Source organism: Geodermatophilus sp. SYSU D00710 (assembly GCF_054050195.1).
Map to the genome: position 1 here is coordinate 1 of NZ_JBJGYX010000078.1, position 20,638 is coordinate 20,638.

Annotated in this window: 21 protein-coding genes; 3 read left to right on the plus strand and 18 right to left on the minus strand. The window is 75.2% G+C overall.

The genetic code is table 11. The annotated features are described in order from the left end of the window. Nucleotides 1–141: 141 nt before the first annotated feature. From ACI78U_RS22825 to ACI78U_RS22845, 5 genes are all read right to left on the minus strand, one after another. Nucleotides 142–975, minus strand: coding sequence for a carbohydrate ABC transporter permease (locus ACI78U_RS22825; RefSeq protein WP_456877690.1), 834 nt, complete (start codon nt 973–975; stop codon nt 142–144). 12 nt (nt 976–987) lie between these two features. After that, on the minus strand, nt 988–1,941 hold the full coding sequence (locus tag ACI78U_RS22830) for a carbohydrate ABC transporter permease (protein WP_456877691.1): 954 nt from the start codon (nt 1,939–1,941) through the stop codon (nt 988–990). A 63-nt stretch (nt 1,942–2,004) separates the two neighbouring features. Next, the gene (locus ACI78U_RS22835) at nt 2,005–3,306 is read right to left on the minus strand and encodes an ABC transporter substrate-binding protein (protein WP_456877692.1); all 1,302 of its coding nucleotides are present in this window, start codon (nt 3,304–3,306) and stop codon (nt 2,005–2,007) included. A 237-nt stretch (nt 3,307–3,543) separates the two neighbouring features. After that, entirely contained in the window at nt 3,544–4,812 is a 1,269-nt protein-coding gene (locus ACI78U_RS22840; RefSeq protein WP_456877693.1) for an ROK family protein, read from the minus strand. A gap of 110 nt (nt 4,813–4,922) precedes the next feature. Then, entirely contained in the window at nt 4,923–6,179 is a 1,257-nt protein-coding gene (locus ACI78U_RS22845) for an ROK family transcriptional regulator (protein ID WP_456877694.1), read from the minus strand. Between the two features lie 150 nt (nt 6,180–6,329). On the opposite strand from ACI78U_RS22845, the gene ACI78U_RS22850 reads away from it, so the two are divergent. Continuing rightward, nucleotides 6,330–7,058, plus strand: coding sequence for an enoyl-CoA hydratase/isomerase family protein (locus ACI78U_RS22850; RefSeq protein WP_456877695.1), 729 nt, complete (start codon nt 6,330–6,332; stop codon nt 7,056–7,058). Between the two features lie 87 nt (nt 7,059–7,145). Here the strand turns inward: ACI78U_RS22850 and ACI78U_RS22855 are convergent, their stop codons facing one another. From ACI78U_RS22855 to ACI78U_RS22900, 10 genes are all read right to left on the minus strand, one after another. Then, nucleotides 7,146–7,952 carry an SDR family oxidoreductase gene (locus ACI78U_RS22855; protein WP_456877696.1) on the minus strand — a complete coding sequence of 269 codons (807 nt, stop codon included), beginning with the start codon at nt 7,950–7,952 and terminating at the stop codon, nt 7,146–7,148. Between the two features lie 260 nt (nt 7,953–8,212). Continuing rightward, a complete protein-coding gene (locus ACI78U_RS22860; protein WP_456877697.1) occupies nt 8,213–9,007 on the minus strand; it encodes a helix-turn-helix transcriptional regulator in 795 nt (264 codons plus the stop codon). Between the two features lie 194 nt (nt 9,008–9,201). Beyond that, nucleotides 9,202–9,735: a universal stress protein gene (locus tag ACI78U_RS22865; RefSeq protein ID WP_456877698.1), complete on the minus strand. Its 534-nt coding sequence runs from the start codon at nt 9,733–9,735 to the stop codon at nt 9,202–9,204. Between the two features lie 186 nt (nt 9,736–9,921). After that, nucleotides 9,922–10,896, minus strand: coding sequence for a 2-hydroxyacid dehydrogenase (locus ACI78U_RS22870; RefSeq protein ID WP_456877699.1), 975 nt, complete (start codon nt 10,894–10,896; stop codon nt 9,922–9,924). A gap of 10 nt (nt 10,897–10,906) precedes the next feature. Further along, nucleotides 10,907–14,311, minus strand: a complete 3,405-nt coding sequence (locus tag ACI78U_RS22875) for a pyruvate carboxylase (protein WP_456877700.1) — start codon at nt 14,309–14,311, stop codon at nt 10,907–10,909. A gap of 222 nt (nt 14,312–14,533) precedes the next feature. Next, complete coding sequence (locus tag ACI78U_RS22880) at nt 14,534–14,707, minus strand: hypothetical protein (protein ID WP_456877701.1); 174 nt, start codon at nt 14,705–14,707, stop codon at nt 14,534–14,536. Nucleotides 14,708–14,733: 26 nt separating this feature from the next. Beyond that, a complete protein-coding gene (locus ACI78U_RS22885) occupies nt 14,734–15,243 on the minus strand; it encodes a DUF7144 family membrane protein (RefSeq protein WP_456877702.1) in 510 nt (169 codons plus the stop codon). 67 nt (nt 15,244–15,310) lie between these two features. Further along, complete coding sequence (locus tag ACI78U_RS22890; RefSeq protein ID WP_456877703.1) at nt 15,311–15,826, minus strand: DUF1269 domain-containing protein; 516 nt, start codon at nt 15,824–15,826, stop codon at nt 15,311–15,313. A gap of 60 nt (nt 15,827–15,886) precedes the next feature. Then, the gene (locus ACI78U_RS22895) at nt 15,887–16,168 is read right to left on the minus strand and encodes an SHOCT domain-containing protein (RefSeq protein ID WP_456877704.1); all 282 of its coding nucleotides are present in this window, start codon (nt 16,166–16,168) and stop codon (nt 15,887–15,889) included. A 59-nt stretch (nt 16,169–16,227) separates the two neighbouring features. Further along, nucleotides 16,228–16,812 carry an HdeD family acid-resistance protein gene (locus ACI78U_RS22900; protein ID WP_456877705.1) on the minus strand — a complete coding sequence of 195 codons (585 nt, stop codon included), beginning with the start codon at nt 16,810–16,812 and terminating at the stop codon, nt 16,228–16,230. Between the two features lie 113 nt (nt 16,813–16,925). Here ACI78U_RS22900 and ACI78U_RS22905 point away from each other — a divergent pair, with 113 nt between their 5' ends. Together ACI78U_RS22905 and ACI78U_RS22910 are read left to right on the plus strand one after the other, a co-directional pair. After that, on the plus strand, nt 16,926–17,372 hold the full coding sequence (locus ACI78U_RS22905; RefSeq protein ID WP_456877706.1) for a hypothetical protein: 447 nt from the start codon (nt 16,926–16,928) through the stop codon (nt 17,370–17,372). Nucleotides 17,373–17,429: 57 nt separating this feature from the next. Then, complete coding sequence (locus tag ACI78U_RS22910) at nt 17,430–17,996, plus strand: potassium channel family protein (protein ID WP_456877707.1); 567 nt, start codon at nt 17,430–17,432, stop codon at nt 17,994–17,996. A gap of 9 nt (nt 17,997–18,005) precedes the next feature. On the opposite strand, the gene ACI78U_RS22915 is transcribed toward ACI78U_RS22910, so the two are convergent. The 3 genes from ACI78U_RS22915 to ACI78U_RS22925 form a co-directional block, all read right to left on the minus strand. Next, entirely contained in the window at nt 18,006–19,604 is a 1,599-nt protein-coding gene (locus tag ACI78U_RS22915) for an SHOCT domain-containing protein (RefSeq protein ID WP_456877708.1), read from the minus strand. Nucleotides 19,605–19,739: 135 nt separating this feature from the next. Continuing rightward, nucleotides 19,740–19,964, minus strand: a complete 225-nt coding sequence (locus tag ACI78U_RS22920) for a hypothetical protein (protein WP_456877709.1) — start codon at nt 19,962–19,964, stop codon at nt 19,740–19,742. A 95-nt stretch (nt 19,965–20,059) separates the two neighbouring features. Beyond that, nucleotides 20,060–20,263, minus strand: coding sequence for a hypothetical protein (locus ACI78U_RS22925; RefSeq protein WP_456877710.1), 204 nt, complete (start codon nt 20,261–20,263; stop codon nt 20,060–20,062). Nucleotides 20,264–20,638 lie beyond the last annotated feature (375 nt).

A 20,638-nucleotide genomic window follows, 5' to 3' on the forward strand; every position in this document is an offset into this window, starting at 1 on the left:
CCTCGGCCTCGTGGCCGAAGGTGCCCCGGTAGCCCAGCCCCGCGGCGAGCCCCCGGTTGATGAGGTCGGAGTCGTGGGGGGGGGGGGGGGGGGGGGCCCCCCCCCCCCCCCCCCCCCCCCCCCCCCCCCCCCCCCAGGGGGCTACTTGATGCCGCCGGCGAAGCCCTGGATGAAGCGCTTCTGGGCGAAGAGGTAGAAGGCCAGGATCGGGATCATCGAGATGATCACGATGGCGAAGATCTTGTTCCAGGCCGAGACCAGCGAGCCGACGTAGTAGTACATCGACACCGTGAGGGTCTGGCTCTCCGAGCCGCCGAGGAAGATCAGCGCGGAGAAGAAGTCGTTCCAGACGATGAGCCCGGTCAGGATGGCCACCGTGCCGGTGGCCGGCGCCATGAGCGGCAGGACGACGCGGAAGAACACCCGGCCCGGTCCCGCGCCGTCGAGCGCGGCGGCCTCCTCGTAGTCCCGCGGCAGGTTCCGGAAGAAGCCCGCGTAGAGGAAGACCGCCAGCGGCATCAGCGTGCCGACGTACAGGATGACCATCCCCCAGACCGAGCCGACCAGACCGAGCTGCCGGGCGCCGATGTAGAGCGGGATGAGCCCCAGCTGGGTCGGCAGCACGATGGCGACGAGGAAGAGGTAGAACGCGACGCTGCCCCAGCGGGCCGTGGTGCGGGCCAGCACGTAGGCCGCCAGCGAGCCGAACGCGACCAGGCCGACGATGCTCCCGGCGGTGATCACCACGCTGTGGAACAGGCCCAGCAGGATGTTGGAGTCGCCACCGGCGGTCAGCACCTCGGTGAAGTTCTCCACCGTCGGCCGGCTCGGCGGGGTCGAGGAGCCGGTGGTGAGCAGCTCCTCGTCCGGCTTGAGCGCGTTGATGACCAGGAAGTAGAACGGCAGCAGGGTCAGCAGGGCGACGGCCCACACCAGCGCCTCGCGCAGCGCCGTGGCCTTCGTGTATCGGAACATGACACGGATCCCTTACGACCGGTCCTTGGTGGCAGCCTGCTGCAGCACCGAGAAGACGAGCATGATGAGGGTGAGCAGGAGGGCGAGGGCCGCGCCGAAGCCGAAGTTGCTGAGCGCGAACGTCTCCTTGTAGACCTGCGTGGCCAGGGTCTCCGTGGCGCCGGCGGGACCACCGCCGGTGAGGGCCATGACCTGGTCGAACACCCGCAGGCCCTGGATGAGCATGAGGGTCGAGGCGATCGCCACCGAGGGGCGGATCGACGGCAGGGTGATGTGGCGGAAGCGCCGCCAGGTGCTGGCGCCGTCGAGCGCCGCGGCCTCCTCGATCTCCATCGGCACGGTGGCCAGCCCGGCCAGGTAGATGACCATGACCAGGCCGGTCGTCTGCCAGGCCATGACGACCAGCACCGCCCACAGCGCCAGGTCCGGATCGGCCAGCCACGTCTTCGGCGCCATGCCGAACCAGCCGATGACGCCGTTGAGCGGGCCGTTGAAGTCGAAGATGAACTTCCAGATGTAGGAGACCGCCAGCGGGCTGAGCACCACCGGCATGAAGAACAGCACCCGGAGCAGGTAGCGCGTCCTCAGCGTGCGGTTGAGCGCCAGGGCCAGCAGCAGGCCGAAGACGTTGGTGGCGATCAGGAAGCCGAAGGCCAGGAACAGCGTGTTCTGCAGCGACCCGATGAGGGCCGGGTCCTCGACGATGCGCCGGAAGTTGTCCAGGCCGACGAAGTCGAAGTCGCCGACCCCGGTCCAGTTGGTGAAGGCGTACAGCGCGCCGCCGGCGGTGGCGATGTAGTGGATGAGCAGCACCGCCAGGACGGCGGGCAGCGCCCACCACCAGCGGCCGTAGGTGATGAGGGGCCGGCTGGGCCGGGAGCGGGTGGCGTGCCCGCTCCCGGCGGCCGGGCCCGCGCCCCGGACCAGCCGACCGGTGCGCTGCGGGGTGCCCATGGTCGTGGTCATCGTCTGTCCCTCGGTGTGGTCCGGAGGTGCGGTCGGGAGGTGTGCCGGGTCAGCCGGCCCGGGTCACTGGTCCCAGGCCTGGTCGATGGACTCGAGCACGGACTGGACGTCGCCCTGACCGGCCAGCAGACCCTGGACACCGGTCGACAGTGCGTCGTAGACGCCGGGGTTGGGCCACGCCAGGTTCGGCAGCGGGGCGTAGTCGCCGTTCTCCAGCAGGTCGGCCACCGGCTCGTACACCGGCGAGAGGTTCTCGTCGACCCCGGTGATGGCGACACCACCCTGGAGCTCGGTGAAGCGGGCGGCGTTCTCCGGCTCGGCCATCCAGGCGAGGAACTCCTGTGCGGCCTCCTTGGCGCCGTCGTCGGCCGCCGCGTTGATCGACAGGGCGTAGTTCGGGCTGGCGAGCAGGAACTGCTCACCGCCGTCGGCCGGCGGGAACGGCTGCACCTGCAGCTCCAGACCGGGGGTGGCGTTGGCCAGCTCGGTGGCCGCGGCGCCGGGGACGAACGCGCCCAGCGACGAGCCCTGCGTGAGTCCCTGGGTGATGGCGTCGAAGCCGCCGCCGGCCGCGCCCTGCTGGAAGCAGCCGGCCTCGTTCATGTCGACGATCGTCTGCAGGGTGGCCTGCCAGCCCTCGCTGTCGGCGAAGCTCACGTCACCGGCCGAGCGCTGCTCGTTCCAGTCGGGGGTCTCCGCGTACACCCGGCTGGCGGAGATGGCCATGGCCATCAGGCCCATGTTCGGCGGCGCGGACCCCGCGACGGCGAGGAACGACTTGCCCTCGCCGGCGAGCCCGCTGCAGGAGTCGAGCATCGCGGACTCGTCCTCGGGGACGTCGACACCGGCGGCCGAGGCCGCACCGGCGTTCCAGACCACCCCGACGGGGATGATGTCGGTCGGCTGGGCGTAGACCGCGCCGTCGATCTCGAAGAGCGACTCGTTGCCCTCGGGGACGAGGGCCGCCGACTCCTCACCGAGTTCCTCGATGTAGCCGGCCTCGGCCAGGGGCAGGACCGCGTTGGCGTTGCCGGCGCCGGGCGAGACCATCAGGACGTCGGGGCCGCTGCCGCCCTGCAGCTGGGTGCGCATGCTCAGGCCGTAGCTGTCCGGGGGCAGGCCCTGCGTCTCGACCTCGACGCCGGTCTCCTCGGCGTACTGGTCGGCGAGCAGCTGCCAGGGGTTCTGCTGCCCACCGGAGGCGTTCTCGAAGGCGAAGGTGAAGCCGTTCGACGAGCCGCCCGAACCGCCCGAGCCACCGTCCTCGTCCCCGCCGCCGCAGGCCGCGAGCGTCAGTGCACTCAGTGCCGGGACGGCGACGAGGACACCGATGCGGCGGAGTCCCCGGTGGCTGTGCTGGGTCATGTGGCTGCCTCTCTTCGCGTGTCCGTGGACCGGACGACTGGGACGCTGTGGTCTGAGCACCGCGTCCGGTCTCCCCCGACACCGTCCGCGTGATGGCAACCACATACTTCTGCCACGCGACGGAGGAAGTCAATGCAGGGCGTGCGTAACCGTGCTGATGCCCGGCATCGACGGTGCTGATGGGCGGAGCCCGCAGGGGACACCCGCCGACGCCGGGCGGGGAGGTCCGCGCGGGACTCAGGCGGAGGTGCGCAGCGACTCGCCCGCGAGCGCGGGGTCGCCGGCCGGGGAGCCCGCCGGCAGCCACCGGGCCAGGCGGTGCGGTGCGAAGACGTTGTCCAGCGCGAGGTGCACGGCGCCGGCCAGGCCGGCCCTCTCCCCCAGCGCCGACAGCTCGATGCGCAACGTCCGGGTGGCCAGCGGCAGCGACCGCCGGTAGACCGACTCACGGATGGTGGCGAGGACGTGGTCGCCGGCGTGCACCACGCCGCCACCGAGCACCACCAGGCCGGGGTTGTAGAAGCTGACCAGCGTCGCCAGCGCACCGCCGACGAGCCGGCCGGCGCGGGCGAGCACGGCCCGGGCAGCGGGGTCGCCGCGCTCGGCGGCGGACGCGACGTCGGCCGCGGTGAGGTCGCCCGCGGCGGCCAGCCGCTCGGCCATCGCGGGACTGGCACCGCTCTCCGCCAGCCGTCGGCCCTCGCGGGCCAGGGCCGCGCCACCGGCCACCGCTTCCAGGCAGCCGACGTTGCCGCACCGGCAGACGACCGCGTCCGCCTCGGCGACCGCCACGTGACCGATGTCGCCGGCACACCCGTTGACTCCCCGGTGCAGGCGCCCGCCGGACACCAGGCCGGCCCCGATCCCGGTACCGATCTTGAGGTAGAGCAGGTCGCCGACCTCGGCCGCGGCCGGGTTGGTGCGCAGTTCCCCCAGGGCGAGCACGTTCACGTCGTTGTCCACCCACACCGGGACGGCGAACCGGCCCGACAGCCGCTCCCGGATGGGGTGACCGTCCCAGCCGGGCATGATCGGCGGCGCGACCGGCCGGGCGGTGGCGAACTCGACCGGGCCGGGGACGCCGACGCCGATCGCCCAGAGCGGCGGTCGGCCGGGGAGCCGGTCGAGCAGTTCGTCGACCAGCTCCTCGATCCGGCCGAGCACCACGTCGGGGCCGTCGCCGACGTCCACGGGCTCACGGGTCTCCGCCAGCACGCGGCCGGAGAGGTCGGCGAGCCCCACCGCCATCCCCGTGGCGCCGACGTCGGCGCCGGCGACGACGCCGGCGCGCTCCCGCAGGCGCAACCGGCGCGGCGCGCGCCCGCCGTTCGACGGCCCGTGCCCGTCCGGGACGACCAGGCCCGCGGCCTCCAGCTGGGCCACCCGCTGGGCCACCACGGTGCGGCCGAGGCCGGTGCGCTGCACGAGCCGGGGCTGGGTGGTGCCGTCGTCGGCGCGGATGGCCTCGAGGACGGCGACCAGCCCGTCCAGCCGCTCAGCTGGCACCGGACGCTCCGTGCCCGTGCCGGGTGCCCGTCTCCACCGAGGCAGCGTATCCCGACTTTCGCCGACGCGCGGAAGAAGTGGTGCCCGGCCGCGCCGAAGTCCCCCCGGGCTCAGGCGGGGAGGGACTCGTCGAGCGGCGTGTCGCCGCCCCGGGCGTCGAGGACCGCCGGGAGGTGCTCGGGGCTGAACAGCTCACCGAGCGCGAACTCGACGGCCCCGGTGATCCCGGCGATCTCCTGGTCGAACGCCGAGGGCTCGATCCGCAGGTCCCGGGTCGCCGCGGGCAGGGCCGACCGGTAGATCTCCTCGCGGATCGCCGCGAGCACGTGGGCGCGGGCCCGGGCGATGCCCCCGCCGACGACCACCAGGTCGGGGTCGAACACGTTGACCAGGACCGCCAGGCTGCGTCCGAGCATGACCGCCGACCGGTGCAGCAGGGCCCGGGCCGCGCCGTCACCCGACCCGGCCGCCTCGGTGACGTCGCTGGGACGGATCCGGCCGGTCCGGTCGAGGACCCGGGCGAGCGCCGGACTCTGACCGGTCTCGGCGAGGAGCCGGCCGTCCCGGGCGAGCGCGGCACGCCCGGCCACCGCCTCGAGGCAGCCCGTGCGGCCGCAGTGACAGGCGACGTCGCCCGCGCCGGGGACCGGCACGTGGTCGATGGAGCCGGCCAGTCCGTGGGCACCACGGTGGATGCGGCCCTCCACGACCACCGCCGCGCCGATCCCGTAGCCCCCACCCAGGTAGACCATGTGCCGGGAGCGGGCGGCGACGGGGTTCACCCGCCGCTCCCCCAGCGCGGACAGGTTGGTCCGGTTGTCCATCCACACGGGGACCCCGAAGCGCTCGGCCAGCTGCTGGCGCGTGGGGTGCCGACTCCACTCGGGCAGGGTGGGCAGGGCCGCCGGGCTCCCGTCGTCGTAGGCCACCGGGCCCGGCATGCCGACCCCGAAGGACCACAGGCTCCGGCGGGCGCCGACCTCCTCGACGAGTTCGGCCGCCAGCCGCTCCACGGCAGCGACGACGACGTCCGGGCCGTCGGCCACGTCGATCGCCTGCTGGCGCGACTCCAGCAGGTCGCCCGACAGGTCGGCCACGCCGACGACGAGCTCGTTCGTGGCGATGTCGGCGCCCAGCACGTACCCGGCCTCGCTGTTGAGACGCAGCCGGCGCGGTGCCCGGCCACCGGTGGACGGCCCGAAGCCGTCGGAGACGACCAGGCCGGCCGCCTCGAGCTCCGCGACCCGCTGCGCGACCACGCTGCGGCCGAGGCCCACCCGCTCGACGATCAGCGGCTGGGTGACGTCCGACGCCCCCCGGATGGCGTTGAGCACGGACGCGAGCCCCGCGTAGCGGTCACTCGGCACGACGGCGTCCCCTCCCCTGCTGACTGCCCACCATCATCGGTCCCGGCCCGCCGCCGCGCCGCCTTCTCGGGACGAGATCGTCCCGAGGGGTCATGACCGAACGGGCCCCGCGACCCGCCGCGCCGCCCCGGTTGCCTGGATGATGGCCCGGTGCTGCTCACCGAGGACCGCGGCGACGTCACCGTCCTGCGCATCGAACACGGCCGGGTCGGCGCCCTGGACGTGGCGCTGCTGGACGCCCTCACCGCGGCCGTCACCGGGTCCGACCGGGCGCTGGTGGTCACCGGCACCGGCTCGTCGTTCTCCGCCGGGGTGGACCTGCGCCGCATCCTCGACGGCGGCCGGCCCTACACCGAGCAGCTGCTGACGGCGCTGTCGCGCACGTTCCGCGCCGTGTTCGACCACCCGCGGCCCACGGTCGCCGCGGTCAACGGGCACGCGATCGCCGGCGGCTGCGTGCTGGCCCTGGCCTGCGACCTGCGGCTGGTGTCGGGCGGGCGGATGGGGCTGACCGAGCTGGCGGTCGGCGTCCCCTTCCCGGCCGCCGCGCTGGAGATCGCCCGGCACGCGCTCGGCCCCCGCGCCGGCCGGGTGCTGCTCGGCGCGCAGGCCGTCGACCCGGCGCAGGCGCTGGCCCTGGGGATGGTCGACGAGGTCACCGGGCCCGGCGAGCTGCTGCCGCGGGCGCTCGCGCTGGCCGCCGAGCTGGCCGCCCGGTCACCGGAGTCCTACCGGCTGACCAAGACCGCCCTCCACCGCCCCGCCGACGCGGCGATCGCGGCGACCACCGCCGGCGACACGGCCGTCGTCGCCGGGTGGACCGCCGAGGACACCCGGCAGCGGATCGACGCCGCGCTGGCGGCGCTGGCCCGCCGCTAGGACACCGGCAGAGCCCGGCGGCGCGGCCTCACCCGGGCCGCGGGGCGGAACCGGCGGTCGGAACCGGCACCGCGGCGCCGGTGCTCGTCACCGGAGGGCGTCCGCCGGCCGGTGCCCGGCCCACGCGTGTCGCTCGTCCCGCGCCTCGGCGGCCCAGGACAGGGCCGTGACCAGGTGCTCGGCGGTGTCGTACGGGCGGGCCTCCGCGTAGGGCCACCGCACCACCGGTCTCCGGCGGGACGGCTGGGCCAGCAGCCACGCCACCTGCTCGCCGATCTCCTCGGCCGTGCGCATGGACAGGTCCGAGCCCGGGGCGTCGGTGGTCAGCACGGGCGTGGTGACCTGCAGGACGGTGACCCGGGCGCCGTCCGAGGGCTGCTCGACCCCCAGCGCCCGTCCCAGCATGAGCTCGGCGGCCGCCGCGATGCTCATCGCGCCGAGCTCCGGCACGGTCGTGGTGGCGGCCGGGCTGTTGACCAGCAGGTACTGGCCGCCCGGGCCCGGCAGGCGGGGCAGGAACGTCCGCGCGGCGACGACGTGCAGCCGCACGATGCGGCCGACGGCCTCCTCCAACTCGTCCACCGGGGTCTCCAGCAGGCGCCGGCCCCAGTACCACCCGGGCAGGGCGGCCACCACGTTGTCGATGCCGCCGGTGGCCGCCTGCACCGACCGGAACAGCGCGTCCGCACGGGCCTCGTCCTCCAGGCTGCCGGCGACCGTGGTCACCGTCCCGCCGCCGGCCGCGCCCCACGCCGGCGCCGTCGGCCGGGCGCGGTCGTGGGTGACCGCGACGACGTGGTGACCGGAGCGCAGCAGGGCGGGAACGACTCCCCGACCGACGTGCCCGGTGGCACCCAGGACGACGGTCACCGGGCGGGCGTCGCTCCCGGTCATCGGTCCGCCTCGTCGAGGAGGCCCGGACCGGCCGGGTCGGGGTCACGTCTGCGGTGGTCGCCGACGCGCGTGCCGGGTGCGACGGGCACGGCGCTGGCCTCGGGGTTGATCGTCATGACGCTCGTCCTCGGGAGCGGGAACGGGATGGGGTGCTGCGCCCTCGAGCGTTCGCCCCGCCGTCGGGCGCGGGAATGCCACCAAGGTGGAAGAGGCGGGCGGGATCCGCGATCCACCCGGCGCCGGCGCTGCCGGGAGGTCGGCTACCGAGCGGCCGGCACCGTGGCGAGCAGGCGCACCAGCTCGGCCCGGCTGCGGCAGCCGGTCTTGCCGAAGACGCTGGTCAGGTGCTTCTTCACGGTGTCCACCGAGACGAACAGCGCGGCGGCGACCTCGGCGTTGGTCAGCCCCTCGCCGACCAGACGGGCGACCTCGCGCTCGCGCGCGGACAGGCCGGCCAGCGGGTCGGCCGGCCCGCTGGGGAGGACCAGCACGCGCGCCAGCTGCCGCGCGAGCACGCGGGAGAGCGCGACGTCGTGGCGGTCGTAGGCGTGGTCGCGGGTGTCGAGGACCCCGATGATCGCCTCCGCGCCGTCGAGCCGGAGGCCCATCAGCACCTCGCTGCGCACCCGGTGGGCGCGCAGGAATCGGTCCAGGTAGTAGTCGACGACCTCGCCGTGGCGGAGGTCCAGCTCGTCGAGCGAGGCCGCGCCACGGTCCCGGAGGAGGACCCGGTTGCGGGGCAGGTTGAACACGTCGTAGGGCCAGTAGTGCTCCAGGAAGGGCGTGCCCATGCCGACCGCCCGGCCGCGGAGCACCGGCGCGCGGTCGTGGAAGGTCGTCCGCAGCGACGGTCCGGTGAAGAAGGTGGTGTGCCGCCACCCGAAGTGGCGGGCCAGCCCCTCGAGCACCTGCTCGCGCACGTCGACGCGCGCACCGGCGGAGGCGACGTCGTCGAGCAGCCGGTGCAGCCTGCGGAAGTCGGCCACCTCGAGGAGGTCGTACTCGTCCCTGCCCGGCCTGGTGCCGGTCCCCGCGGCGGTCGGTGTGCGCTCCACCGGTTGCGGTCCTCCTCGGCCGGGACCCGTGCTCGCGCCGGCCGGACGGCGCCCCGGCCGTCCACCAGTCAACAGGCTGGACGCGGCGGGGGTCCAATGCGCGCGCCCATGAGGGGCACGCATGACCGGCGCTCACCGGGAGGGCGACCACCGTCGGGCACGCTCGGGGGGCGCTGTCGACGTCGGCGGAGCGGTCACCGGGAGGTCCCCGGGACCGTGAGGTGCCGCCCCCGGCCGGGGGCGGCACGCACGACCACGACCGGGCAGTGGGCGGCGTGCAGGACGGCGCCGGCGACCGAGCCCAGCAGCAGCTCCCGCAGCTCGCCGCGTCCCCGGGTGCCGACGACGAGGAGGTCCGCCCCGGCCGACGCGGCCGTCAGCACCCGCTCGGCGGGTCCGTGCACCGGCTGCCAGTGCACGTCCAGGCCCGCCACACCGGCGAGGGCAGGGGCACGCAGCCGCACCATCGCCCGCCGCACCGACTCCTCCCAGTCGGTGAGCGGGGGGACGTAGCCCGGCTCCCACGTGTCCGGGCGCGGCGCCGTGGTCAGCCCCCAGCACCGGACCACGTGCAGGGCCGTCCCGCGGCGGGCGGCGTCCTCGGCGGCCCACCGCACCGCTGCGGCCGAGACCGCGCTGCCGTCGTCGCCGACCACCACGCCGCCGTCGGGCAGGACGTGCTCGACGACGTCCCGGGTCGACTGCTCGAGAGGCTGTACCCCTGCCATCACCGGCTCCTCGTGACGTCCGTCCGCTCGCGGGTGGCGTCCGTCCGAGCGCAGGTCCGTGCCGGACCGCGACGGTGCCTGCCCGTGTGACCAGCGTCTCGGCGGCCGGCCCCGGCGCCCATGGCCCGAAGGTGGAGTTCCTGGACCCGGGGGATCCAGGGGTCCCGCCGCGAGCGGGGGCCGGGCTCAGCCGGGCACCGGGTGGGCCGGCGCCCGGCCCTCCAGCACGGCCCGGGCGTCGCGCGCGGCGGTGTCGGCCATCCGCCGGCGGGTCTCGATCGTGGCGCTGCCGACGTGCGGGGCGAGGACGACGCGCTCCCGCAGCGCCAGCAGCCGCGGGTGCACCCGCGGCTCGTCCTCGAAGACGTCGAGCCCCGCGCCCCAGATCGCGCCGGCGGCCAGCGCGTCGGCCAGCGCCGCCTCGTCCACCAGCGGCCCCCGGGCGGTGTTGACCAGGATCGCCGACGGCCGCATGGCCGCCAGCTGGTCCCGGTCCACCACGTGGCGGGTCTCCGGCGTGAGCGGGGCGTGCAGGCTGAGCACGTCGGAGGAGCGCACGAGCGTGTCCAGGTCCACCCGGGTCGCCCCGAGCCGGTGCTCCTCCTCGGGCGGCAGCGGGGTCCGCGTCGTGTAGAGGACCCGCATGCCGAACCCGTGCGCGGCCCGGCGGGCGACGGCCGACCCGATCCTGCCCATCCCGAGCAGCCCGAGCGTCTTCCCGTACAGGTCCACGCCCATCACCGGCGGGGACAGCTCCCAGGCCCGCCAACCGCCGGACCGGACGTGGGCGTCGGCCTCGGGGAGCCGCCGGGCCACCGCCAGCACCAGCGCGAGGGTGAGGTCGGCCGTCGTCTCGGTCAGCACGTCCGGGGTGTGGGTGACGGTGATCCCGAGCCGGCGGGCAACGGCGACGTCGACGTTGTCGTAGCCGACGGACACGGTGGACACGACCTCGAGCTGCGGGTTCGCCTCGAGCACCGGCCCGTCCAGCCGGTCGGTCAGCAGGCAGACGACCCCGTGGTGGCCCTGGAGGCCGGTCGCGAGCTCGCCGGGGGGCAGCGGCTCCCGGGCGTCGCGCACGACGACCTCGACCGAGCTCCCGCGGAAGGCCGCCGGGACGGTGTCGTCGAAGAGCCGCTGGGTGACCAGGAGCCGCTTCACCGGGCCCGCCTCAGCGCAGGACGAGGAGCAGGTCCCCGCCCTCGACCTGCGAGACGGCGCCGATCGCCAGCCGCTCCACGGTGCCGGTGACGGGGGCGGTGATGGCGGCCTCCATCTTCATCGCCTCGATGGTCGCCAGCGGCGCGCCGGCCTCGACGCGGTCGCCCTCGGCCACCGACAGCGTGACCACCCCGGCGAACGGCGCGGCGACCTGGCCGGGCACCGAACGGTCGGCCTTCTCGGCGGCCCTGACCTGGGCGTCGACCGACCGGTCGCGCACGCTCACCGGGCGCAGCTGCCCGTTGAGGGTGCACACCACGGTGCGCACGCCGCGCTCGTCGGCGTCGGAGACGGCCTCGACACCCATGAGCAGGGTGACGCCGGGCTCGAGGTCGACGGCGTGCTCGTCGCCGGGCCGCAGGCCATAGAGGAACTCCTTGGTCGGCAGCACCGACACGTCGCCGTACTGCTCGCGGTGGGCCTCGTACTCACGGGTGGGTGCGGGGAACAGCAGCCGGTTGAGCGCCTGCCGCGGCTGCCCGGCCAGCGCGCGGGCGTCGTCGTCGGACAGGTCGGCCGGCGGCTCGGCGGGCCGGCGGCCCTCCAGCGCGCGGGTGCGGAACGGCTCGGGCCAGCCACCGGGCGGGTCGCCGAGCTCGCCGCGCAGGAAGCCGATCACCGAGTCGGGCAGGTCGTACTTGCCGGGGTCGGAGGCGAAGTCGTCGACCGCGACGCCCGAGCCGACCAGCTGCAGGGCCAGGTCGCCGACCACCTTCGAGCTCGGCGTGACCTTCACCAGCCGGCCCAGCAGCCGGTCGGCGGCGGCGTAGGCGTCCTCGACCTCCTCGAACCGCTGCCCCAGGCCCAGCGCGATCGCCTGCTGGCGCAGGTTGGACAGCTGTCCGCCGGGGATCTCGTGGGTGTACACCCGGCCGGTGGGCGAGGGCAGGCCGGACTCGAACGGCGCGTAGACCCGCCGCACGGCCTCCCAGTAGGGCTCCAGGTCGTTCACCGCGGCGAGCGAGACACCGGTGGCCCGGTCGGTGGCGTCGGTGGCGGCCACGATCGCCGACAGCGGCGGCTGGCTGGTGGTCCCGGCCATCGAGGCGACCGCGCCGTCCACGGCGTCGACGCCGGCCTGCCACGCGGCGAGGAGCGTGGCCAGCTGCCCGCCGGCGGTGTCGTGGGTGTGCAGGTGCACCGGCAGGTCGAAGCGCTCGCGCAGCGCGGTGACCAGGGTCGCCGCGGCCGGTGGGCGCAGCAGCCCGGCCATGTCCTTGATGGCCAGCACGTGCGCGCCGGCGTCGACGATCTGCTCGGCCAGCCGCAGGTGGTAGTCGAGGGTGTACAGCGTCTCGCCGGGGTCGGAGAGGTCGCCGGTGTAGCACAGCGCGACCTCGGCCACGGCGGTGCCGGTCTCGCGGACGGCGTCGATCGCCGGGCGCATCTGGGACACGTCGTTGAGCGCGTCGAAGACCCGGAAGACGTCGATGCCGGTGGCGGCGGCCTCGCGGACGAAGGCGTGGGTGACCGCCTCGGGGTAGGGCGTGTAGCCGACGGTGTTGCGGCCGCGCAGCAGCATCTGCAGGCACACGTTGGGCACCGCCTCGCGCAACGCGGCCAGCCGCTCCCACGGGTCCTCGTGCAGGAACCGCAGCGCGACGTCGTAGGTGGCCCCGCCCCAGCACTCCAGGCTGAACAGCTGCGGGGCGGTGCGGGCCACGACCGGCGCCACGGCGAGCAGGTCCTTGGTGCGCACCCGGGTGGCCAGCAGCGACTGGTGCGCGTCGCGGAAGGTGGTGTCGGTGACCGCCACCGCGGTCTGCCTCCGCAGGTCGGCGGCGAAGCCCTCCGGTCCGAGCTGTCGGAGGCGCTGCCGGGAGCCGTCCGGCGGCGGGGTGCGCAGGTCCACCCGCGGCAGCTTGGTCACCGGGTCGACCAGGTGCGGCCGCTCGCCGTGGGGCTGGTTGACCGTGACGTCGGCCAGGTAGGTCAGCAGTTTGGTGCCGCGGTCGGCCGAGGTGCGGGCGGTGAGCAGGTGCGGCCGCTGCTCGATGAACGACGTCGTCACCCGGCCGGCGGCGAAGTCGGGGTCGTCGAGCAGCGCGGCCAGGAACGGGATGTTGGTGGCCACCCCGCGGATGCGGAACTCCGCCACGGCGCGCCGGGCCCGGGCCACCGCGGTGCCGAAGTCCCGCCCGCGGCAGGTGAGCTTGACCAGCATCGAGTCGAAGTGGGCCGCCACCTCCGCGCCGAGCGACGCGCCGCCGTCGAGCCGGATGCCGGCGCCGCCCGGCGAGCGGTAGGTGGTGATCCGGCCGGTGTCGGGACGGAAGCCGTTGGCCGGGTCCTCGGTGGTGATCCGGCACTGCAGCGCCGCCCCGCGCAGCCGGATCGTGTCCTGGGCCAGGCCGAGGTCGGCCAGCGTCTCCCCCGCCGCGATCCGCAGCTGGGACTGCACCAGGTCGACGTCGGTCACCTCCTCGGTGACGGTGTGCTCGACCTGGATCCGCGGGTTCATCTCGATGAACACGTGCCGGCCCTCGCGGTCGAGCAGGAACTCCACCGTGCCGGCGTTGACGTAGCCGATCGCCCGGGCGAAGGCGACCGCGTCGGCGCAGATCCGCTCCCGCAGCTCCGGGTCCAGGTCCGGCGCCGGGGCCAGCTCGACCACCTTCTGGTGGCGGCGCTGCACCGAGCAGTCCCGCTCGAACAGGTGCACCACTCCCCCGGCGCCGTCGGCGAGCACCTGCACCTCGATGTGCCGCGGGTCGACCACCGCCTGCTCGAGGAACACCGTCGGGTCGCCGAACGCCGACTCCGCCTCCCGCATCGCCGCCTGCACCGCGGCGGGCAGCACGGCCGGGTCGGCCACCCGCCGCATGCCGCGCCCGCCGCCGCCGGCCACCGCCTTGACGAACACCGGGAACGGCAGCTCCGCGGCCGCGGCCACCAGCGCGTCGACGTCGTCGGAGGGCTCGGTGGAGGCCAGCACCGGCAGCCCGGCCTCCCGCGCCGCGGCGATCGCACGGGCCTTGTTGCCGGTCAGCTCCAGCACCGACGCCGGCGGGCCGACGAAGGTGATCCCCGCGTTCGCGCACGCCTCGGCCAGCTCCGGGTTCTCCGACAGGAAGCCGTACCCGGGGTAGACCGCGTCGGCGCCGGCCCGCCGCGCCGCGGCGACGACGCCGTCGACGTCGAGGTAGGCCCGGACCGGGTGCCCCTCCTCGCCGATCTGGTAGCTCTCATCGGCCTTGAGCCGGTGCACCGAGTTGCGGTCCTCCCAGGGGAAGACCGCGACCGTGCCGATGCCCAGCTCGTAGGCGGCGCGGAACGCCCGGACGGCGATCTCGCCCCGGTTGGCGACGAGGACCTTGGCGAACATCTCGACCTCCGCGAGCGGTGGTGGCGGCACGGCCGCCCGTGGTCCGAGCCTGGCCGGTGGTCGGCGGATGTGCGAGCCCTCGTCGACGTCGCAGGTCGCCCCGGTGACGGGCACGCCCGAGGCGCGCGCCGCCCGCTGTGCCGGCTCGTCCCGGACTCTGCGGGGGCGATCGAGCCGGCGGGGCGCGGAAGCAGCCGGCAGAGCGCCGTCAGGCGGAGGCGGAAGCGATGGCCCGGGGGACGGGCCTCGGGGTCAGCGCGGACGTGCCGCCGCCACCCCCTCGTCCTCACCCGCGGGAGGTGACCACGCCCGGGGATCCGCCGGTGGCGCGGCCCGCTCCTCCCGTCCCGTGACGGCCCGCCCGAGGGCGATCACGAGCGCGACCTCGAGGACCAGGCCGAGCGCGGTGATCGCCAGCCAGGCCACGGTCCCCTCCTCCTGGGGTCACGAGCTCAGGACAGGGACTCCTCGATGTCCCGGCCGTGGGCCAGCAGCCCGTAGATCACGAGCACGTCGAGCGCGGCGACGGCGATCGAGTACACGGGGTACACGCTCAGGTAGGCGAGCTGAGCGACGATGTTCACCCCGGCCAGGACGGCCGTGGTCACCCGGACCGCCGGCGTCGGCCGCGTGACCAGCAGGACGCCGAGGGCGAACAGGCCCAGACCGACGAGGAGGTGCACCCAGCCCCACACGGTGTAGTCCCAGACGAGCAACTGCCCGCTGCCCGTCACGGCGTGGTGCTCGTCGTCGTAGACGGCGATGAGGCCGTCGATGACGTTGGCCGCGCCGCTGGTCATCGCCATCGCGCCGGCGAACCAGACCACGCCGACCCAGGCGGGGGTGGTGCGGGTGCCGACCGGGGCCGGCGGTGTGCCGGAGGTGCCGGTGTCCGTCCGGTGACCGGAGGAGAGCTGGTGGTCATGCGCCCATCGTCGGGACGCCGGCCGTTCCTGCCTCACCCTCGCGAGGGCGACCGGGGTGCCCGGGCCGGAGTCGCACGGCCCGGGCACCCCGGAACCGGAGCGGTCAGCTGCTCGGCGCGGCGGTGCGCTCCTCCTCCTCGGAGAAGACCTCGCGGAGCCGGTCCTCCTGCTCGTGGCTGAGGTTGGTCTCGACCAGGACCATCTGCTGGCCCTCGAAGGCGTCCCGCACCTTGTCCACGACCGCGTTGGACGAGAGGACGAACAGCGCCGAGGTCCCGGGCTGGATCTCGTCGCGCATCCGCTTGATGAAGGCGTCGTCGATCCCGACGTCGGACATGCTCCCGGCCAGCGCCCCCATCCCGGCGCCGATCGCCATGCCCAGCAACGGGATGAAGAAGATCAGGCCGAACAGCATCCCCCAGAAGGCACCGCCCAGGGCCCCGGCACCGGCCAGGTTGGCCAGCTGGCGCGTCTTCGGCTTCTTCGCCCCCTCGGGATAGGTGACGATCGCGGCGTCGTGGATCCGGATCAGCTCCTTGCGCTGGAGCTCCTTGAGCGTCTCCTCGGCCATCGCCGCGCCGTTCGCGGTGGGGAACTTCCAGACGGTCATGGTGGCCATCGATCTCTCCTCGGGGTGTGCTCGGCCGGAACCGGTCGGTCCGGAGTCCGCGGACGGGGGTCAGGAGTTGAGGATCTGGCTCTTCTGGAGCTCGAACTCGGCCTCGTCGAGCACGCCGGAGTCCCTGAGCTCCGCCAGCTGGCGCAGCTGCGCGAGCTTGGTGTTCGTGTCGGTGCCGGGCGGGGCCTGCGGGGCCGGCGCGGCGGCCTGCGGCTCGGGGGCGTAGGCGGCGCCCTGCTGGGCCCAGCGGTTGGCCTGGCGGCGGGAGACGCGGTTGGACACCGCGGTGGCCGTCCCGGCGACGACGGCGGTGCGGGCCATCCCGCGCAGCAGTCCGGGCATGAGGACTCCTCTGTGGTGGGGGGCGGCGCCCGTCCGGCGACCGGCGCCGCGGGGACGGGTCAGCTCGCCGGCACGGCGGTCCGGGGTGCCCCGGGACGCCAGAAGGCGGCGACGAGGAGCAGCACGCCGAAGGCGGCGATCTGCGCGCCGAGCACCAGGGACAGGACGAGCACGGTTGCCTCGGGCCACGCGATCGCGAGGGTGCCGATGACCACGTTGACCGCGCCGGCGAGGACGACCCACCCCCAGCCGGGCGTCTCGGCGCGGTCGACGACGGCGACGCCGACCCGCGACGCGCCGTGCACGATGAGCGACAGCCCCGTGATGAGCGCCAGCGCGAAGAGCGTGACGCCCGGCCACGCGATCGCGAGGACGCCGCCGAGCACCAGGATCGCCCCCACGACGGTCGCGACCCCGCGGTGGCGCTCCGCGGCAGCCCACGCGACGGCGATGTCGAGCAGGCCGCCGACGACGAAGGACAGCCCGACCAGCAGCGCGAGGGTGCGCGCCGCGGCGACCGGCTGGAACAGCAGGACGACGCCCAGGACGACGGCGGCGAGGCCGAGCAGCCCGACCACGACGCGCACACCGGTGTGCCTGCTCGCGGTCGGACCCGCGTAGTGGCTGGAGACGCTCGCGGTCATGACGGCTCCTCCCCGGACCGGACGGTCGACACCGACCCTGCCGCCCCCGGTCCGGGCCGACCTCATCCGCCGTGGATGACGCAGCGGCCCGGCCCGACCGGCACGGTCGCGTCATGTCGAGGTACGGAGCCGCGGTGGTGACCGTCGGCGTGGGCGTGGCGGTGGGCCTCGCCGCCTGCTCGTCGGACCAGGAACCGGGGACCGTGGCGACGACCGCGACGACGACCGCCGCGGCCGCCGACGTGTGCGCCGCGGCCGACGAGCTCCGGACGTCGCTGGCGCAGCTGCGCGACGTCGACGTGGTCCAGGACGGCACCGGCGCGCTGTCGGAGACCTGGACGACGGTGCAGGACGCCTGGGCGGGGTTCGCCGACGCCGCCCGCGCCGGGTACGGAGACGCGGTCGACGGCGTGCAGGCCGAGGCCGACGCCGTCCGGGACGCCGTCGACGCGGCGCAGGACGCTCCCTCGCTCGACACGCTGGGCGCGGCGGCCTCCACCGTCTCGGCGTTCCTCCAGGAGGCCGGCGCCCTCGTGGACGAGACGAGCTCGGCCTGCTGAACGCCTCACCCGGGCCGGATGACGCCCGCCCGGCCGGGCGGGTCCAGCATCCGGCGGGTGGACGCCTCCCGAGCCGGTCTGGACACGCTGCATGCCGCGCGCGCCCCGGACCGCCGGGCCCTCACCGTGGCCCTCGGCCGGACGCTGCTCACCGTCGTCGCCGTCCTCGCCCTGTACGCCGGCCTGCCGCTCGCCGGCCCGTTCGGGCCGCGGTCGGTGCTGGCACTGGTCGCGGGCCTGCTGGCCGTCGGCGTCCTGGTCGCCTGGCAGGTGCGGGCGATCCTGCGGTCCCCCCACCCGGCGCTGAAGGCGGTGGAGGCGGTCGCGGTGTCGATCGTGCTGTTCCTGGTGCTCTTCGCCGCGGCCGACGTCGTACTGGCGGGCAGCGATCCGCACGCGTTCACCGAGCCGCTCACCCGGGTCGACGGCCTGTACTTCGTGGTCACCGTCTTCGCCACCGTCGGCTTCGGGGACATCGCGCCGGTCAGTGAGGCCGCACGCGTCCTCACCACGGTGCAGATGATCGGCAACCTGGTGTTCCTCGGGCTGGTGCTGCGGGTCTTCCTCGCCGCGGTGGACCGCCGCCGCCGGCACGCGGACCAGGCCACTCCGGACCCGCGCTGACCCGGCCGGTCACACGCCCAGCAGCCGGCCCTTCTCGCGGCCGAACTCCTCGTCGGTGAGGACGCCGGCGTCACGCGCCTCCCCCAGCCGAACGAGCAGGTCCAGCCGGCCGCTGAGCGCCGACAGCGCCTCGGGCGTCAGCGCAGCCGACACCAGCGGCTCCCGGGCGGGCGCCGGGGCGGCCACCGTGTCGACCGCGGGAGGCGCCGCCGTGTCGACCAGGGTGGCGACCGCCCCGCCGTCCTGCCGCCCGTCGGCGGACGGCGTCGCGACCGAGCGCGGGGCCGGCACGGCCGAGGAGACCCCCGCCGACGGCACGGGCTGCGCACCGGGCGCCCCTGCGGGCGCGGCCCCCGGCTCGCCGGGCACCGGCTCGGGAGCCCGGCTCCGCAGCCACTCCAGGGCGCCCAGGTAGAGGGCGACGAGCGCGGCGACCCAGATGAGCACCGAGAGCGTCGGCTCGGGCCAGAAGAGCAGCACCGCCGCGCCGATCGCGATCCCGGCCCAGCGCGCCGGGCCGTGGTGGGCGCGGACGAGGGCGCCGAGGTGGGCGGTGCGCCGGGGCAGCTCCAGGCCGTCGGCGAAGGCCCGCGTCCACGCGGCGACCCGGCGGGTCCAGGACTCCCCGGTGCCGGTGGCCGCGGCCTGCTCCGGCGTCCCTCCCCCGGCCGGGAGCGCCCGCGCGGCCTGGGCCTCGCGGCGGCGCTGCAGCTGGGTCCGCGCCGCGCGGACGCCGTTGCGCACACCGGCCACCACGCCCAGCCGTCCCCACACGAGGGTCAGCACGAGCACCAGCAGGACGGCGGCCAGCAGCCACAGCGTCCAGGACCGCAGGCTGCCGGCCAGCACGTCGTAGACCGCTCCGACGGCGTCCCGGTTCTCCTCGCGCACCCGCGGGAGCAGCACGCCCCGGGTCACCCGCAGGGCGGCCAGCAACACCAGGAGGAGCACGGTCGTGGTCACCGCCCAGGCCCGCAGCGTGCCCCGCCGGTACCGGGAGACGCCGAGCGCCCCGGCGAGTGTGCCGAGCGCCACCAGGCCGAGCCACCACCACACCGACTCGAGCAGGTCGATCGCCGAGTAGACCTCCGGGGTGTCGGCCGGGCTCAGGAGCGTCACGCCCGCGTCGTCGGGGAGCAGGTCCAGCACCTGGCCGGCGATCCCGTCGCGGGCCGAGGCGGGCACGAGGTCCTTGGCCTGCCCGAGGGTGTACGCCACCGGTTCCCCGGCGATCAGCTGCTCCTGGGCGGAGCGGAGCGCGGCGGTGGTGAGCGGGCGGAACGGGTCGTTGGTCAGCAGGCGCTGCACCCCGGCGGCGACCACGGAGCTGATGCCGCTCTCCACGGTGGGCTCGAACCGCTGCAACCGCTCCGGCAGCACCGCCACGGCCTCGTCGACGGCGTCCTGCAGGGCAGGTTGCGCCATCACGGTCTCGGTCACCTGCTCGGTGATGCGGGACTCCACCTCCGGCAGGTCCACGATCGTCTCGACGTTGGCCACGAAGGCGTCGGTGTCGACGACGTTCTGGCGCGTCCACAGCGACACGCTGGCCAGGACGAGCGCGACGGCGCTGACGACGACGAGCAGGCCGGCCACCAGGCGACGCATGGCACTCCCCTCCCGCAGCGGGCGGGGCACGGCGCCCAGCCGACGGGCGTCAGGGTGGTCCGGGCGGTCCCGCCGTTCATCACTCACCCGGGGTGAGGTCGCCCCGCGAGGGCGCCGCCGGGGATCAGCCGGGGATCAGCTGCGCCCTGCCGGGACCATCTGCCGGTACTCGTCGGGCGTGATGGCGCCGCTCTGCAGGAGGCCGCGGGCCGTGGCGAGCTGCTCGGCCTCCGCGGCGGCCGCGACGGACCGGATGTGGGCGTCGGTCGCGGCCTGCTGCTGCTCGACGGCACCGGCCGACCGCTCCGCCATCCCCCGGCCCTGTGCGACCAGGTAGACGAACACCCCGAGCAGCGGCATCGGTCCTCCTCGTGACGGTGCAGCCGCCCCGACGGTCGCGCCGGCGGACCGAGCGCTCGTCCCCCCGCCGGGTGACGCAGCGGGGTCGCCGTTGCTCACGGGGAGCTGGCGTCCGACGGCTCCGGCCCCGTGGTGCGGACCTCCAGCAGGTCCAGTCCCAGACTGCGCAGCTGTTGCAGCACGCCGTGCAGCCCGGGCTGGTCCGTCGGCTCGGTCCGCAGGATGGTCAGCGGCGGTTCCTCACCGAAGTCCTCGGCGCCGATCTCCTCGAGGAGTTCGGCCGGAACCGGTCCACGCACCCGGAGTTCGTACACGCGACGCTCCATCCCGCTCGCTCCCTCCGACCGGTGCTGACACCGTTCCCCGGGGCCTCCCCCGACGGCCCTCGGCCGGCCCGGTCGCCGGAACGCCCGACCGTGGACCTCAGCAGGTCCGATCCGATCCACGGAGCCTCGTCCCCTCCGGGCTCCGGTGACCTCCTCCCGGCCGGATGAGGCGGGCTGCGGTCGTTCCACGGGCACCGGTCCGGCCGCCTCCAGGGGCTGCGGCGGGATCCGCTCATCCGGCCGGGGGGATGGTCACCCGCGCGCCCGTGACCAAGCGGGGCGGCCCACCAGGCCCGCCGGCGGGGGCACAACTGCGCGCGGCGCGAACAGTAACAGCTTCTTCAACAT